This window comes from Psychromonas aquatilis, assembly GCF_038155185.1.
Classification (GTDB): domain Bacteria; phylum Pseudomonadota; class Gammaproteobacteria; order Enterobacterales; family Psychromonadaceae; genus Psychromonas; species Psychromonas aquatilis.
On the sequence record NZ_JBAKAZ010000037.1, the window covers coordinates 17104 to 33540 of the forward strand.

Genomic DNA, 16437 nt, shown 5'->3' on the forward strand with positions numbered 1-16437 from the left:
GCAATAATAGTTTAAATGTTTGATAAATTCTTTTAAGTAATTCGATTTTAATAATTTAATTTATGAGTAAATCAGGAGCTAACATGGCTTGGAACGAACCGGGTAAAGATGATAAAAATGATCAAGACCCGTGGAATAAAAACAATAAAAATAATGAGCAGGGGCCTCCTGATCTAGATGTTATATTCAAAAAAATATCTGGTTTTTTAGGCGGTTTGTTTGGCAAAAAGTCAACACAAGGACCTAGCAACAATAATAGTAGTAGTAATGGCGGAAAAGTCGTCGCTATTGCTATTCTCGTTATTATTGCACTTGTTTGGTTTGCGAGTGGTTGGTATACCATAAAAGAGTCTGATCGTGGTGTTGTATTGCGTTTAGGTGCTTACCATTCTCAAGTTGAGCCTGGTTTACATTGGAATCCAAAGTTTGTTGATGAAATCATTCCAGTCAATGTAGAAGCTTTCCGCACATTACCAACCTCTGGTTTTATGCTGACAGAAGACGAAAATATTGTACAAGTATCAATGGAAATTCAATATCGTATTGTCTCTCCTGAAAAATACTTATTCAGTGTGACGGATGCTGATAACAGCTTATTACAAGCACTTGATAGCTCATTACGTTTCATTATTGGTCACTCAACGATGAATGATGCATTAACCACTGGACGTGAAGTTGTACGTCAAGAAACATGGGAAATGCTCAATAAAATCATCGCTTCATATGGACTAGGTGTGCAAATTTTAGATGTGAATTTACAACAAACACGCCCACCTGAGCAGGTTAAAGATGCATTTGATGATGCGATTGCTGCCCAAGAAGATGAAGAGCGTTTTGTACGTGAAGCAGAAGCTTATGAGCGTGAGAAAGAACCGATTGCTCGTGGTCAAGTTAAACGTATTGAACAGCAAGCACGTTCTTATGAAGAAGGTATGATTTTGAAAGCACAGGGTGATGTTGCGCAATTCAACCAATTATTACCTGAGTATCAAGCTCACCCTGAAGTAACTCGTCAACGTTTATACTTAGAGGCTATGGAAAAAGTATTAAGTACGAGTTCTAAAGTCCTAATTGATAACGAAGCGGGTGGTAACTTAACTTTCTTACCACTTGATAAATTGATGAGCAATACGTCGACTAGTTCAACTAATACAGTTGTAGAAACTGAAATTGAAACGCGTTCACGTGCAGATGAACAAGCTGGTTTGGATGAACGTGCAGCAAGTAGTCAACGTGTTTTAAATAGCAGTCGAAGTACTGGGAGAGACTAATGAAAAAATTATTAATACTGCCAGCTATTTTATTTGTGGCGTTTATAAGCAGTGCATTTGTTGTGTCTGAAGGACAGCACGGTATCGTGATGCAATTTAGCAAAGTAAAACGTGACGGTGAAGGTAATCCTGTAGAATATGCACCAGGTTTACACTTTAAAGTACCTTTTATTGACACTGTTAAAATTTTGGATACGCGTATTCAAACGTTAGATGATCAACCAGATCGCTTTGTAACATCAGAGAAAAAAGATTTAATTATCGACTCTTATGTTAAGTGGGAAATTGATGATTTAGCCGTTTATTACCTCGCTACTGGCGGTAATAAAATGCAAGCTGAAGCGCTATTAAAACGTAAAATCAATAACGGCCTACGTAATGAAATTGGTTCACACACAATCAAAGACATTGTCTCTGGTAAACGTGGTGAAGTGATGGAAACTGCCCTGAAGCGTCTAGCACGTTCTTCTGAGCTAGGTATTCGTGTTGTTGATGTACGTATTAAAAAGATTAATCTACCAGATGGTGTAAGTAACAGTATCTACAAACGTATGCGTGCTGAACGTCAAGCGGTGGCAAAAGAGCACCGTTCAGAAGGTCAGGAAAAATCTGAAGTGATCAGAGCGAATATCGATCGTAAAGTGTCTATTATGCTTGCACAAGCAAATAAAGAGTCTGCAGAAATTCGTGGTAGAGGTGATGCTAAGTCATCACAAATTTACTCTGAAGCGTATGCTAAAGACCCTGAGTTTTATGCCTTTATGAGAAGTATGCAAGCTTACCAGAAAAGCTTTTCTGACAAGCAAGACGTAATGGTATTAAGCCCTGATTCAGACTTCTTTAAGTACATGAACTCACAAAAATAAGTTCTATTAGAAAGTCTAATCAATTAAAAAAGCCGATTTATCGGCTTTTTTTTGATCTAAAATTAGATATATCTTTATTAACACACAAAAATATTGATTGATCTGTTCAAACCTTGCTAAAATCCCGGTTCAATTCGCTAGAGACATGTGATTCTGATGGGAAAAAATGTAGTAATTCTTGGCACTCAATGGGGTGACGAAGGTAAAGGGAAAGTAGTTGATCTACTTACGGATAAAGCACAATGGGTTGTTCGTTATCAAGGCGGCCATAATGCAGGGCATACATTAGTAATCAACGGAGAAAAAACAGTTCTTCATTTGATTCCTTCTGGCATATTACGTGAAAACGTACGCTGTGTTATTGGTAATGGTGTAGTATTAGCACCTGATGCCCTATTCAAGGAAATGAATGGACTTATCGAACGTGGTATTCCTGCAAAAGAGCGTCTTTCAATTAGTGAAGGTTGTCCTCTAATTCTTCCTTATCATGTTGCACTTGATGTTGCTCGTGAAACAGCCCTAGGTAAAAAAGCAATTGGTACTACAGGTCGTGGTATCGGTCCAGCATATGAAGATAAAGTAGCAAGACGTGGCCTACGTGTTGATGACTTATTCGACATGGAAACATTCGCTGTTAAACTAAAAGAAGTAATGGAATACCATAACTTCCAACTAGTTAATTATTATAAAACTGAGCCAGTAAGCTATGAAAAAGTATTAGCTGAAATGACTGAAATGGCACCGTTATTAATCAGTATGGTTATTGATGTAACGAATGAGCTAGATAAAGCACGTCTACGTGGCGAAAATATCTTATTTGAAGGTGCACAAGGTACTTTATTAGATATTGACCATGGTACATACCCTTATGTTACCTCTTCAAACACAACTGCTGGTGGTGTTGCTACTGGTAGTGGTTTTGGTCCTACACACCTTGATTACGTATTAGGTATTGTAAAAGCTTACACAACACGTGTTGGTTCAGGTCCTTTCCCTACAGAACTTTATGATGGCATTGATCACCTAGATCCAGCTGGTCACCATATGGGTACTGTTGGCCACGAGTTTGGTGCAACAACTGGACGTTTACGTCGTACAGGTTGGTTTGATGCTGTTGCTATTAAACGTGCTGTTCAGCTAAACAGTATTACTGGTTTCTGCTTAACAAAACTAGACGTTTTAGATGGCTTAGAAGAAATCAAAATCTGTACTGGCTACACTATGCCTGATGGCAGTGTTGTTGATGTGCCGCCAATGGCTGCAGCTGGATACGAGAAAGCAGTACCAGTTTACGAAACAATGCCTGGTTGGTCTGAAGTTTCTTTTGGTGTAACAACTTATGATGCACTACCAGAAAATGCTAAAGCTTACATCAAGCGTCTAGAAGAAATAACAGGGGTTCCAATGGACCTTATTTCTACTGGCCCAGATCGTAACGAAACAATTATTCAAGTTAACCCATTTAACTAATCGAATTGTTGTTTTAAAAAGGCCTCTCTATTGTAAAATAGAGAGGCCTTTTTTGTATCTAATGCTAAAAGCAAAAATGAATGAGCTAATCAATGAGAACAAGTGTAATAAATGGCAATTAGCGAGTAGAGCTATTCAGCCATCGGTTTATAACGGTTCTATTAAGGTGTGTGTTTTAGGTAGGGTTATTACGTGGCATTTTGCAGAAAGTGCATTGTAAGCATGTTAATAGGCGCTTAAAGCCTATTTCCATACTTACAAGCCTGTCAGAGTTAACTCACTCGATTAGCAGCAATATGAGCAAGGCTGATTAACGCTTGCTTGTATTCATTGTCCGGTAGTATAGAAATAGCATTAATTGCTTTGTCTGCTTCTTCTAAGGCGCGCTGTGAGGTGTATTCTAGTGCTTTAGTCTCTTTTAGCGCTTGCATGATCAAATCAAAGTTATCCATACCATTGGCTTTTTCAATAGCATCACGAATAAGCTGCTTTTGTTGATCAGTACCATGTTGCATTGCATAAAGTAATGGCAGAGTTGGTTTACCTTCAGCTAAATCATCACCGGTATTTTTACCCATCTCTTCAGCATCAGATGCATAATCCATCACATCATCAGTTAATTGGAAAGCGGTGCCTAAGTATTTACCGTAGTCTAATAAAGCATCTTCAACATCTTTTGGTTGTTTGCCTAATACGGCAACTAACTGTGTTGCAGCTTCAAATAACTTAGCCGTTTTAAAGTAGATAACATCCATATAGGTTTTTTCTGATGTCTCTGGGTTATTACAATTCATTAATTGTAATACTTCACCTTCAGCAATGACATTCGTAGCACTTGCTAACACATTCATTACTTTGAAGTTTTCAAGTTCAGTCATCATTTCAAAGGAGCGGCTATATAAAAAGTCTCCGACTAATACACTGGCTGCATTACCAAATAATGCATTGGCTGTTTCTTTACCGCGGCGTAAATCTGATTCATCAACAACATCATCGTGTAGTAGTGTTGCAGTGTGAATAAACTCGATGATAGCAGCAAGTTTGGTCATATCAGGAGTATAGGCATTAATAGCTTGTGCTGCTAATACAGTGATTAATGGACGAATACGTTTTCCGCCACTATTAATGATATAAAAGCCAAGTTGATTAATTAATGCAACATCAGAGCTTAACTGTTCAGTAATCAGCTGATTAACTTGAATCATGTCTGTTGAAGAAAGCTGCTGAATTTGTTTAATATCCATGCCTTAAAAGTCCCATTGGAAGTCTTTAAAAATAATGGGGCTATTATTGCTGTTTATTAGCAACTTCTCAAGATGAGATAAGCATTTACAATTGCTTATCTACGATTTATTACATTAATGAGGGAGATTTTTGCGTAAAGAGGGGGCTTTTATTTTTCTGCTTACCTATATCTAGAAGCGATTAATCTACTTTTTAAAAGTACACTTAAAATAGGTAAAAAATTTATTCATATGTTGTTTAGCAATAAAGCAATATTCAACATTTTTTTATTTCAATGTCAGCTACGTATGTTATTGAAAAGTAGGGTTTTAATTTGTTCTTTGTATTTTGGTTAATTAACTGACAAGATAATTGTAATATTTTACCTAAAAGGCATTGCCAAAGTCGAAATCTATCTGTAGAATCCGCCACCATTGTAATTAATTAGTGCGCTCTCGATGTTGCGTTTGAAATAAAACGACACGAGATGCCTGAACGGAGTAAGAAACATGTACGCTGTTATCCAAAGTGGTGGCAAGCAACACCGTGTTGCTGTTGAACAAACTCTTCGTTTGGAAAAACTTGATGTTGAAGCTGGTGCAACTGTAGAATTTGATAAAGTTCTATTAGTAGCAAGTGCTGAAGACGTTAAAGTTGGTGTTCCATACGTTGAAGGAAGTAAAGTTACTGCTGAAGTAGTAACACACGGTCGTGGCAAGAAAGTAAAAATCGTTAAGTTCCGCCGTCGTAAACATTCTCGTAAGCAAGCTGGTCACCGCCAGTGGTTTACTGAAATTAAAATTACTGCGATTAACGCTTAATTAGGAGTTATTAAAAATGGCACATAAAAAAGCTGGTGGTAGTACTAATAACGGTCGCGATTCAGAAAGTAAACGCTTAGGTGTTAAACGTTTTGGTGGCGAATCTGTTTTAGCTGGTAACATTTTAGTTCGTCAACGTGGTACTAAATTCCACGCTGGTCTAAATGTTGGCTTAGGTAAAGACCACACACTATTCGCTAAAGCGACTGGTACTGTAAAATTCGAAAAGAAAGGCAAGCCGGTTCGTTCATTCGTGAGCATCGTTGCTGAATAATTTGTTTCGAAGCAATATTTAAAAAGCCTCGCAAATGCGAGGTTTTTTTTTATCTATCTATTTCTATTGAAATAACAAATTTGATCTATGATCAATAGAAATAGGTATAATCATCGCTAATAAGTAGCGAATGTATTTTTGGAGGTTGTAGTAATGAAGTTTGTTGATGAAGCAAAGATTAAAGTTGACGCTGGAGACGGTGGTAACGGCGTAGTCGGCTTTCGTACTGAAAAATATATTCCTCGTGGCGGCCCAAATGGCGGTGACGGCGGAGATGGTGGTGATGTTTACCTTGAAGCCGATGAAAATTTAAATACCTTAATCGATTTCCGTTTTGTGCGTTTTTACAATGCAGAGCGTGGAGAAAACGGTCAAGTTTGTGACTGTACCGGTGCTCGCGGTAAAGATAAAATCATTAAAGTACCAGTAGGTACACGTTGTCGTGATGATGATACTGGCGAAATCGTTGGTGATTTGACTAAACATGGTCAAAAATTGATGGTTGCAAAGGGTGGTTTCCATGGTTTGGGTAACGCACGTTTTAAAACCTCTACTAACCGTGCTCCTCGTCAAAAGACAGATGGAACACCGGGTGAAGTACGTAACTTATTATTAGAGTTATTACTATTAGCCGATGTTGGTATGTTAGGTTTACCTAATGCTGGTAAATCGACTTTTATTCGCAGTGTATCTGCGGCTAAGCCAAAAGTAGCCGATTACCCATTTACTACCTTGATCCCTAACTTAGGTGTAGTAAGTATGGGCCATGGTAATAGCTTTGTTATTGCTGATATCCCAGGTTTGATTGAAGGTGCATCTGATGGTGCTGGTTTAGGTACTCGCTTCCTACGTCACCTAGAGCGTTGTCGTGTATTATTACACATGGTTGACCTTTTACCTGCTGATGCAAGTGATCCAGCTGAGAATGCATTGGTTATTTTAGAAGAGCTGAAAAAACACAGCCCTAAATTAGCTGAAAAACCACGTTGGTTAATCTTCAATAAAACAGACCTTTTATTAGAAGATGAAGCTGAAGAAGTAATGCAACGTGTAAAAGATGCACTTGAGTGGGAAGGACCAGTTTATAAAGTTGCTGCCATCTCAAAAACAGGCACAAGTGAAGTATGCAAAGAGTTAGTGGCTTACTTAGAAGAGCTACCAACTGAATTTACACCTGAAGAAGAGCGTCAACAAGTTGAATTCCAATGGGATGATTACCATAAATCAGCAATTGATGCTGTGGAAGGTGCTGTTCACATTGATGATGACGATTGGGATGATGAAGACGAAATGATGGAAGTTATTTACGTCCGAGATTAATTTTCATAATAAAAAAGCATCATGAATCTTATAAAAGGTCATTTAGTTAACGCTAAATGGCCTTTTTTATTATGTAATAACAAAGATTAATGGTACTAATAGCCTACTTTTTAATATGCAAAGTCGTACTTGGAAGCAGGAAATAAAATGCCATCGGATGTCGGTTCTCTTGAATATATTATCAACAATGTATTGTTCGATAAGCAATGGCTATCCTTGTTCATTACACACTTCATTTTTGCGTTAATAATACTGTTCATTGGTTTAAAAATATCTCGTTATGCGAGTAAGTACCTTCATTTAACCTTAGCGAATAAAAAACTAGACAGTACCGTCTGTGAATTTATTACCTCGATCATCTACTACCTGCTGATAACCATCACAATGCTCCTGAGTTTAAGCCAATTAGGCGTGAAAACAGCTACTTTGATTGCATTACTAAGTGCGGGTAGTTTAGCGATAGGGCTGGCTTTAAAAGGCACGTTATCACACTTCGCCGCTGGCCTTTTATTACTGATATTACGGCCTTTTAAAGTTGGCGACTATATTGAAGGCGCTGGTATTGCTGGCACATTCGAGTCGATACAGCTATTTCATTGCACCTTAAAAACCGTAGATAACAAATATATCGTGGTACCAAATAATAAAATACTAAACGGTAATATCATCAACTTCTCTCATTACCCGGAACGCAGAATCGATTTGGTTATTGGTGTTAGTTATCAAGCTGATTTAAAGCAAGTGAAACAAATACTAGAAACTGTTGTCGTAGGCAATGAATATGTTTTAAAGTACCCGCAAGCTACGATTGCAGTCTCTGAACTGGCGAGTTCAAGCGTTAATTTTGTAGTACGTCCTTGGGTGAATACCGTTGATAGTTGGCGTGCTCGTTGCGCATTAATAGAGGCGATTAAAATAGAGTTTGATAAAGCTGAGGTAAAAATACCTTATCGACAGCTCTCTGTGCATTGTCGATAAAACCGTGTTTATTACTTTATAGGTGGTTGATGATGCGATAAGTTATTATCATTTTGCTACTTTTAAGATTTATTCTTTTTAACATTTTGAAAGCATTGATTTGCTTAAACGAGTCATTTTAAGGGCAATGCGCTTAAGTATTCTTATTGATATCTAAAAACTATGCAGTAGATTAAGGAACATTATGATTGAACAAGCTGAACTGTATGTAAAGGACTGGCTACTTTCATTTAATATTGGAAATTGGGTAGCCAACTTTGCACTTTTGATTTGTGTAACGATTTTTGTCCAGCTAATTTGGCGCTATTTTGGCCGGAGAATGGAAGGTACAACCAAAAAAACAAAAAATGGTTGGGATGACATCATTTTTTATGCGATTAATAAGCCGATCAACTGGTTAATTGTATTAATGGGGACATCGATGTCCTTAAGAGTCGTTGCGGAAAGTGAAGATTTAGGCATTTCAGAATACCTGCCATTAGCGCAAAAAGTTGCTATTTTATTTTTAGTCGGTTGGGTGCTGTGGCGATTAATCTACAAAACAGAATACGTTTTTGTTGCTGATGAAGCTAAAGATACTACTACGGTAACCGCACTGGCTAAGCTAGCCAAACTTTCTATTCTCACGATTATCACGTTATCTATTATTCAAACGCTAGGTGTCAGTATCTCTGGTGTATTAGCATTTGGTGGTATGGGGGGATTGATTGTTGGTATGGCCGCAAAAGATCTACTTTCCAACTTATTTGGTGCAGCCATGGTATATATGGATAAACCCTTTAAAGTAGGCGATTGGATCCGCAGTCCAGATAAATCAATTGAAGGAACAGTGGAAGAGATTGGCTGGCGTGTGACACGTATTCGTACCTTTGATAAACGTCCGCTATATGTGCCGAATAGTTTATTTACACATATCGTTGTAGAAAATCCATCTCGTATGAGCAACCGACGCATTAAAGAAACCTTTGGCTTGAGATATAAAGATATTGATCAAGTGCATGACATTATTAAAGCAGTGAGAGCAATGCTAGAAGAGCACCCTGATATCGATCAAAACCAGACATTAATAGTGAATTTTGATCTGTTTAATAACTCTTCATTAGATTTCTTTATCTATACCTTTACTAAAACCACTAACTGGATTTTATTCCATCAAGTGAAGCAAAATGTACTATTAAAAGTGGCTGACATTGTGCGCGAACATGGCGCTGAATTTGCCTTCCCAACCAGGCAATTACATCTTGATAAAGATGAGCAGAAACAGTTATTAGGCAGCTCTGATAGCATTGAGTCAAAGTAAGCAAACGATAAACATGTTAATAAGAAGGTTAAAAAAGGAATAACCATGCAACCGAGTGAACAGTTAAAAGAGCATTGTGGCGAACATTGGCAATCAGCAACAGAGCACGCATTTTGTGCAGAACTTGCTGAGGGCAGTTTGCCACTAGATAAAATGAAACGTTATTTGGCACAAGATTATACTTTTATCGATAACTTTGTGCGCTTAGCCGCTTCTGCTATTCACTATGCGCCATCGTTACCTGACCGTTTGCCTTTGGCACACTTTTTAGGAAATATAGCCGGTCCAGAAAACACCTACTTCCAGCGTTCTTTTGATATGTTAGCTGTGGTTGAGTCTGAGCGAGTTAGTCCTGAGTTATTAAAGCCAACCAGTGACTTTCAAGCACTAATGTTAAAAGCTGCTAAAAGTGGTGAATACGGCAATATGGTCGCAGTGTTATGTGTTGCCGAATGGGTTTACTTAAGTTGGGCTGAGCCAGTGGTGGAAGCGGTTGATTCATTGCCATTTTACTTTGGTGAATGGATAACTTTACATTCAGGTGAATATTTTGCCTCTGTTGTCGAGCACCTTCGCGGGCAGCTCGATAATGCCTTTAATACCGCAGATGAAGCGCAACAACAGACAATAACAGCCTATTTTAATGAGGCAGTATTATTAGAAAAACAGTTTTTTGATGCCTGTTATCAGTAAATAAAGCATAAATTAAAGCAACTGGGCTTGGTTTACTAAAGCGATTCCCCAGTTGCTTACTTATCTTGATTTCGCATAAATCCGCTCTTCTTCAAGCCACTTTTCTCAAGTGACTCTTCTTAAAAAATGATTGTTTAAACGACTCTGCTTTAACCAACTCATCTTTAACCAGCTATTCTTTAAACTATTTAGTACCTGCTAATTACTTCTTAATATCACCAAAAATAATGTCCTGATGGCAATCAACCCAAAGCGTATGCTTCGCCATGATTTTAGTAAACATCGGACTTTGCATGTAATGGCTCAACCAAGCTCGTAATTTAGGGTAGGGGGATTGCTGAAACCATTGTCGCTCAACTTTAGAGAACTGTCTGATAAAAGGCATTAAAGCAATATCGACTATGCCTTCTTTATCGGCGGTTAAGTAGGAATGTTGATGCAGTTTATCCTCCAACGGTTGCAGGTAAACCTCACAATGTTCACGAAAGCTTTCAACATTGGGCTCTTTATACCTTTTTGCACATTTATAGGCTTCTACGGCAGGTAAAAAGTGTTGCTCGTATTCACTGATTAGCGTTAAGTTATCATCCAACGATTGCTCTGACGAGGGCTGTAATAGTTGATTGGGATCGTTTTGTTTTAGGATATATAACATGATGTCGAGGCTTTCTTCGATCACTGTCGGCACCTGTTGCCCATCTTCTATTACCAACATTGGCACTGTTTTATCCGTTGATAACGCCAGCATTTCTGGTGGCTTATTATTTAATTTTATCGCGCGAATACGCACAGGAAGCGCAGACTTAAAAATAGCAATACGGGCACGCATCGCATAGGGGCAATGTTGCAAGGAATAAAGAATAGGTAAGTTAGTCAAATCAGCAGCCATGGTTATTTTGGGTGGTTTTAATATAACCAAGATAATAACGCGTGATAGGGCATAGCACTACTTTTGGCGAATAATATTGTTTATTTACGCGACGATTTCTTAAATTGTCATTTTATTTTAATGATTAAGCGCTATAACAATCAAAATTGTTACCTAAAAAATGTTAAAACTTGTCTTCATCACGTATACTGTCGGCGCGATAAAAAGCAAAATGAAAATAATACTATTAAAGGAAAAAAAATGACTCCTATTGTAAAAAGTTTCCAGTATGGCGAACATACGGTAACACTAGAAACTGGCGTAATTGCACGTCAAGCAACTGCCGCTGTAATGTGTAGCATGGACGATACATGTGTATTCGTTTCTGTTGTTGGTAAAAATGCAGATGATCAAGAGCGTGACTTCTTCCCTCTTACTGTTAACTACCAAGAAAAAACATACGCTGCAGGTAAAATCCCAGGTGGTTTCTTCAAACGTGAAGGCCGTCCATCTGAAGAAGAAACGTTAATTGCACGTCTTATTGACCGTCCAGTTCGTCCTCTTTTCCCTGAAGGTTTCAAAAACGAAGTACAAGTGATTGCAACTGTTGTTTCAATCAACCCAGAAGTTAACCCAGATATCGTTGCTATGATTGCAACATCTGCGGCACTATCTATCTCTGGTATGCCTTTTAACGGTCCTATCGGTTGTGCTCGTGTTGGTTATAAAGATGGTGAATACCTACTTAACCCAACTAAAACAGAACTAGAAACAAGTGAGCTAGACTTAGTTGTATCTGGTACAGACAACGCTGTATTAATGGTTGAATCTGAAGCTGGTATCTTAAGCGAAGACGTAATGTTAGGCGCGGTAGTATACGGTCACGATGAGCAACAAGCTGTTGTATCTGCAATTAAAGAATTTGCTGCTGAAGTAGCTCGTCCTGCATGGGATTGGACTGCTCCAACACGTAACGAAGCATTAGATGCGGCTGTTGCAACTGAAGCGCAAGCGCGTTTTGAAGAAGCTTACCAAATCAGTGATAAAGGCGAGCGTTACGACGCAATCAAAGCAATCACTGCTGAAGTTAAAGAAAAATTATTAGCTGCTGACGAAGCGCTAGCTGCTAAGCAAGTAGGCGAATACCTACATGATTTAGAAAAAACTGTTGTACGTACTCGCATCATCAAAGGTGAGCCGCGTATCGATGGTCGTGATCCTGAAAGTGTTCGTGCACTTGACGTTCGTACTGGTGTATTACCACGTACTCACGGTTCTTCACTATTTACACGTGGTGAAACGCAAGCACTTGTTACTGCTACATTAGGTACACAACGTGATGCACAAATCATCGACAGCCTAATGGGTGAGAAGAAAGATCACTTCTTACTACATTACAATTTCCCTCCATACTGTGTTGGTGAAACTGGTTTTGTTGGTTCTCCTAAGCGTCGTGAAATTGGTCACGGTCGTCTAGCGAAACGTGGTGTATTGGCAGTAATGCCTACTGTTGAAGAATTCCCATACACAGTGCGTGTTGTATCGGAAATCACTGAGTCTAACGGTTCATCTTCAATGGCTTCTGTTTGTGGTTCATCTCTAGCACTTATGGATGCTGGTGTTCCACTTAAAGCATCTGTTGCGGGTATCGCGATGGGTCTAGTTAAAGAAGGCGAAGAGTTCGTTGTTCTTTCTGATATCTTAGGTGATGAAGATCATCTTGGTGATATGGACTTTAAAGTAGCCGGTACAACTAACGGTATCACTGCTTTACAAATGGATATCAAAATTGAAGGTATCACACGTGAAATCATGCAAATTGCGTTAAACCAAGCAAAAGCTGCACGTTTACACATTCTATCTGTAATGGATGAAGCACTTTCTGAAGGTCGTGATGACATTTCACAATTCGCTCCACGCATTCACACACTGAAAATCAACACGGACAAAATCCGTGATGTTATCGGTAAAGGCGGGGCAGTTATCCGTGCTCTATGTGAAGAAACAGGTACAACTATCGAAATCGAAGATGACGGTACAGTTAAAATTGCTGCAACATCTGGTGAGCAAGCTGACGATGCAATCAACCGCATTAAAGCACTGACAGCTGAAGTTGAAGTAGGTACTATCTACAACGGTAAAGTTGTTCGTTTAGCTGACTTCGGTGCATTCGTTAACATTCTTCCTGGTAAAGACGGTCTTGTTCATATCTCGCAAATCTGTGAAGAGCGTGTTCAAAAAGTATCTGATTACCTGAAAGAAGGTCAAGAAGTTAAAGTTAAAGTACTAGAAGTTGACCGTCAAGGTCGTGTACGTCTTTCTATGAAAGAAGCAGTAGAGAAGAAAGAAGAAGCGCCAGCAGCTGAGTAATTTTTCTTAAGGTTTGCTTTTAGTTAAGTAAATTTTTGCATAACTTGATAGAGCAAGCTTCGGCTTGCTTTTTTTGTGCCTGAAGGAAAGTGGTGGATGTTATTTTTTGAGGCTGGGCTCGTCTTCGCTCGTCGGGGCTTGTTGATTTTTATTAGCGGTGGTTTCACCCTGTCGGCGACCTCCTTTCTTTTACCAGAAAAGAAAGGAGGCAAAGAAACTGGCCACCGAGTCGCTTTCTGATCCAACCAATTAAGAACTTTCTTAACGCACCAGTTCATACGCACATCCATGTGCTAAATGAACTTACAGCAAACGTCCTGTTTGCTGTTGCTGAAAGTGCTTAATTGTTTGGGAAAGCTTAACGGTGGGGGAGTTGTAGCCGCGTTGATTTTTGATTCGCCTACGCTCGTTGTTGTTGGTTTTTCTGTGCCTGAAGGAAAGATGCTGTTTTGGTTATGTTGTTTGAGGCTTGGCTCGTCTGCGCTCGTCATGGCTTGTTGATTTTTATTCACTGTGGTTTCGCCCTGTCGGCGACTTTACTTTCTCTCTGCCAGCAGAGAAAGTAAGTAAAGAGACTGGCCCCGATCGTTTTTTAATCTGAATAAATGGCTACCTTCTTAACGCACCGCTCATACGCCACATCCATGTGGCGAGCTGAGCTAGCAACGGCATCCTTGCCTTAGCTTGCTAAAGGTAGCCATTAATTCAGAAAAACTCAACGGGGAAAATTGACCTAGCCACAATGTGGGTCGTTTTTTAATTAGCTATTTTATACCGTTAGCTTCAATGCTTGAGCGGCAATAGCTCTTTTTCTTTTTAATTTTTCATCTGCATATTCTCAGTAATAGCCATTAAAAATGGTGATTTTATAAAATACCTCTGCAAATAAAATACATGTTTATTTATACCTTGCTGTATATTTGTCATCTTTCCGCCGTAAATATTACATTTTGTTATCTTTCTACATGACTTATATTTCACTTTTTATTTTAAATTATTGATTAAATTGATAATTGCAGTAATCTAAGTCTATTATTAATCATTAGATGTTTGCCATCTTTCCGCTGGAATCTAATAAGATGTTAGTTGCCAATCGTTCTCTCTACGCGCATTAGTTCATTAAGCGCATGAATATTGAGTTATAACCGTTAAATTCACAAAATTTCAATCTCTAGGTATGTAATCAATGAAAAGTATCAACATAATATCTCTTGTTCAAGCTCACGACAGTCTTGATCCTGCTGAATATGGCGGGTATATCAAGCATTACGGTATAGATATAAAAAACAACGAAGTTGAAGACCTTAAACATCTCGCTTTTCAAATGTATGAAATAATACCTTTTATGAATATATTTAATGATTTTTACGTGGGGTATAAAATTCAACATATTAGCAAAGAATTCGATTTGCTAAGGTTTGGTAGTAACTACATTATAAATGTAGAGCTGAAAAATAGCAGTACACCAGATAAAGTCAAAAAGCAGTTAGTAAGAAATAAATATTATTTGAGCCATATTAACAGGGTTGTACATAATTTTACTTACGTAGTTCAAACAAATACCTTGTATAAACTTGATGGGAAAAGTGAGTTGGAAGTGGTTGATTTTTCACTGCTGACACAGTTACTGACCAATCAAAATTTGATGAAGTTTGATAACCCTGATATTTTGTTTAACCCATCCGATTATTTGGTTTCTCCGTTTAATTCAACGGAAAAATTCATTCATGATCAGTATTTTCTTACCAACCAGCAAGAAGACATTAAAAATCAAGTATTCAGTAAAATTAATAAAGGTACAACAGAATTCATTTCAGTTAATGGTGGGCCTGGGACGGGAAAAACACTTTTAACGTATGATATCGTAAAACGTCTTAAAAATACTAAGAATACGGTAATCGTACATTGCGGACAATTGAACGAAGGGCATAATAAACTAAACACTTTGGGTTGGAACATTATCCCGATTAAAAACTTTAGAAATTATGACTTGTCGAATATAGATTTGGTAGTGATTGATGAAACGCAAAGAATATATGTTAACCAACTAGAGCAACTAGTGATAGATGCTAAATCTAGTAATACCTCATGTATATTTTCTTATGATAAGCAACAAACATTATCATCTAGGGAACGGTTTGCTGATATTGAAAGTAAAATCGATGCAATAAGTGGAATCGTTAAATTTAAATTATCAGATAAAATTAGAACCAACAAGGAGATTGCTAGTTTTATTAAGGTGCTCTTTAATAGCTGGAGAACTGATGTTGCTTTTGAAGATTGCGGTAATGTTGACTTTGACTATTTCACTGATGCAAACACTGTTAAGAATTATATTCGATTAATAAGTAATGAAGGGTGGGAAGTTCTCAAATTAACCCCATCACAATATAATAAAGAACATCATGAGTCATATTCAGATGTTTATAGTAAAAATTCACATACAGTGATTGGCCAAGAGTTTGATAATGTCGCAGTAGTTATTGATGAATATTTCTCTTACGACGCAAATGGAATGTTGAGTTACAAATCAAGAACATACTATGATTCAGTTAAAATGCTTTTTCAAAATATTACTCGAACTAGAAAAAGGTTAAAGCTAATAATAATTGGAAACAAACAAGTGTTGAATAGGTGTTTGAATATTCTAAACTAGGTAGAAAAGGCAACTAACAACACGCCCTGAGGTGGACCGCTAGTAAAATTTAACTATTAATTGCAAATTTTAAAAGCGGTGAGCCTCTTCTTTTTAGCGCCGCTAAATAGGTTGATTCATCATAGGGAGTGTTAGTTTTCCAACATCTAAATACTATCCTGATCCACTTAAAGGCTAAGGCTCTAATGATACTATTATGTGGTTTTCCTTTAGCTTGTTGTTGCTCATAATAAGCCTTTGCCCAGAATGAATAACGAACCGAAAAACCAGCCCCCCCTGTGTCAGACTAGTTGTCACTCCTTAGTTTTCACTTAATAATAAAGACA

General features: G+C 37.9%; 13 protein-coding genes and 1 pseudogene. 11 read left to right on the plus strand and 3 right to left on the minus strand.

From position 1 onward, the window contains the following. Nucleotides 1–83 precede the first annotated feature (83 nt). From hflK to V6256_RS10395, 3 genes are all read left to right on the plus strand, one after another. Complete coding sequence (hflK, locus tag V6256_RS10385) at nt 84–1271, plus strand: FtsH protease activity modulator HflK (RefSeq protein ID WP_341598141.1); 1188 nt, start codon at nt 84–86, stop codon at nt 1269–1271. Further along, nucleotides 1271–2137, plus strand: coding sequence for a protease modulator HflC (gene hflC, locus V6256_RS10390; protein ID WP_341598142.1), 867 nt, complete (start codon nt 1271–1273; stop codon nt 2135–2137). Before hflK ends, hflC begins: the two co-directional genes overlap by 1 nt. 156 nt (nt 2138–2293) lie before the next feature. Then, the gene (locus V6256_RS10395) at nt 2294–3607 is read left to right on the plus strand and encodes an adenylosuccinate synthase (RefSeq protein ID WP_341598143.1); all 1314 of its coding nucleotides are present in this window, start codon (nt 2294–2296) and stop codon (nt 3605–3607) included. A 272-nt stretch (nt 3608–3879) separates the two neighbouring features. Here the strand turns inward: V6256_RS10395 and ispB are convergent, their stop codons facing one another. Further along, a complete protein-coding gene (gene ispB, locus V6256_RS10400; RefSeq protein WP_341598144.1) occupies nt 3880–4851 on the minus strand; it encodes an octaprenyl diphosphate synthase in 972 nt (323 codons plus the stop codon). Between the two features lie 489 nt (nt 4852–5340). On the opposite strand from ispB, the gene rplU reads away from it, so the two are divergent. From rplU to V6256_RS10430, 6 genes are all read left to right on the plus strand, one after another. Next, nucleotides 5341–5652 (plus strand): 50S ribosomal protein L21, encoded by a 312-nt coding sequence (gene rplU / locus V6256_RS10405; RefSeq protein WP_113818175.1) that lies wholly within the window; start codon nt 5341–5343, stop codon nt 5650–5652. A 16-nt stretch (nt 5653–5668) separates the two neighbouring features. After that, a complete protein-coding gene (rpmA, locus tag V6256_RS10410) occupies nt 5669–5926 on the plus strand; it encodes a 50S ribosomal protein L27 (RefSeq protein WP_113818176.1) in 258 nt (85 codons plus the stop codon). A 153-nt stretch (nt 5927–6079) separates the two neighbouring features. Continuing rightward, the gene (gene cgtA, locus V6256_RS10415; RefSeq protein WP_341598145.1) at nt 6080–7246 is read left to right on the plus strand and encodes an Obg family GTPase CgtA; all 1167 of its coding nucleotides are present in this window, start codon (nt 6080–6082) and stop codon (nt 7244–7246) included. A 147-nt stretch (nt 7247–7393) separates the two neighbouring features. After that, a complete protein-coding gene (locus tag V6256_RS10420; RefSeq protein WP_341598146.1) occupies nt 7394–8224 on the plus strand; it encodes a mechanosensitive ion channel family protein in 831 nt (276 codons plus the stop codon). Between the two features lie 184 nt (nt 8225–8408). Further along, nucleotides 8409–9524 carry a mechanosensitive ion channel family protein gene (locus V6256_RS10425; protein WP_341598147.1) on the plus strand — a complete coding sequence of 372 codons (1116 nt, stop codon included), beginning with the start codon at nt 8409–8411 and terminating at the stop codon, nt 9522–9524. Between the two features lie 45 nt (nt 9525–9569). Further along, entirely contained in the window at nt 9570–10217 is a 648-nt protein-coding gene (locus V6256_RS10430) for a TenA family protein (RefSeq protein ID WP_341598148.1), read from the plus strand. Between the two features lie 202 nt (nt 10218–10419). On the opposite strand, the gene V6256_RS10435 is transcribed toward V6256_RS10430, so the two are convergent. Then, on the minus strand, nt 10420–11094 hold the full coding sequence (locus tag V6256_RS10435) for a glutathione S-transferase (protein ID WP_341598149.1): 675 nt from the start codon (nt 11092–11094) through the stop codon (nt 10420–10422). 252 nt (nt 11095–11346) lie between these two features. Here V6256_RS10435 and pnp point away from each other — a divergent pair, with 252 nt between their 5' ends. Next, complete coding sequence (pnp, locus tag V6256_RS10440; protein WP_341598150.1) at nt 11347–13455, plus strand: polyribonucleotide nucleotidyltransferase; 2109 nt, start codon at nt 11347–11349, stop codon at nt 13453–13455. Between the two features lie 1186 nt (nt 13456–14641). Continuing rightward, nucleotides 14642–16111 carry a DNA/RNA helicase domain-containing protein gene (locus V6256_RS10445; protein ID WP_341598151.1) on the plus strand — a complete coding sequence of 490 codons (1470 nt, stop codon included), beginning with the start codon at nt 14642–14644 and terminating at the stop codon, nt 16109–16111. A 49-nt stretch (nt 16112–16160) separates the two neighbouring features. Here V6256_RS10445 and V6256_RS10450 read toward each other — a convergent pair. Next, nucleotides 16161–16382 (minus strand): annotated as a pseudogene (locus V6256_RS10450) (IS110 family transposase); the annotation flags it as partial. Nucleotides 16383–16437: the final 55 nt, after the last annotated feature.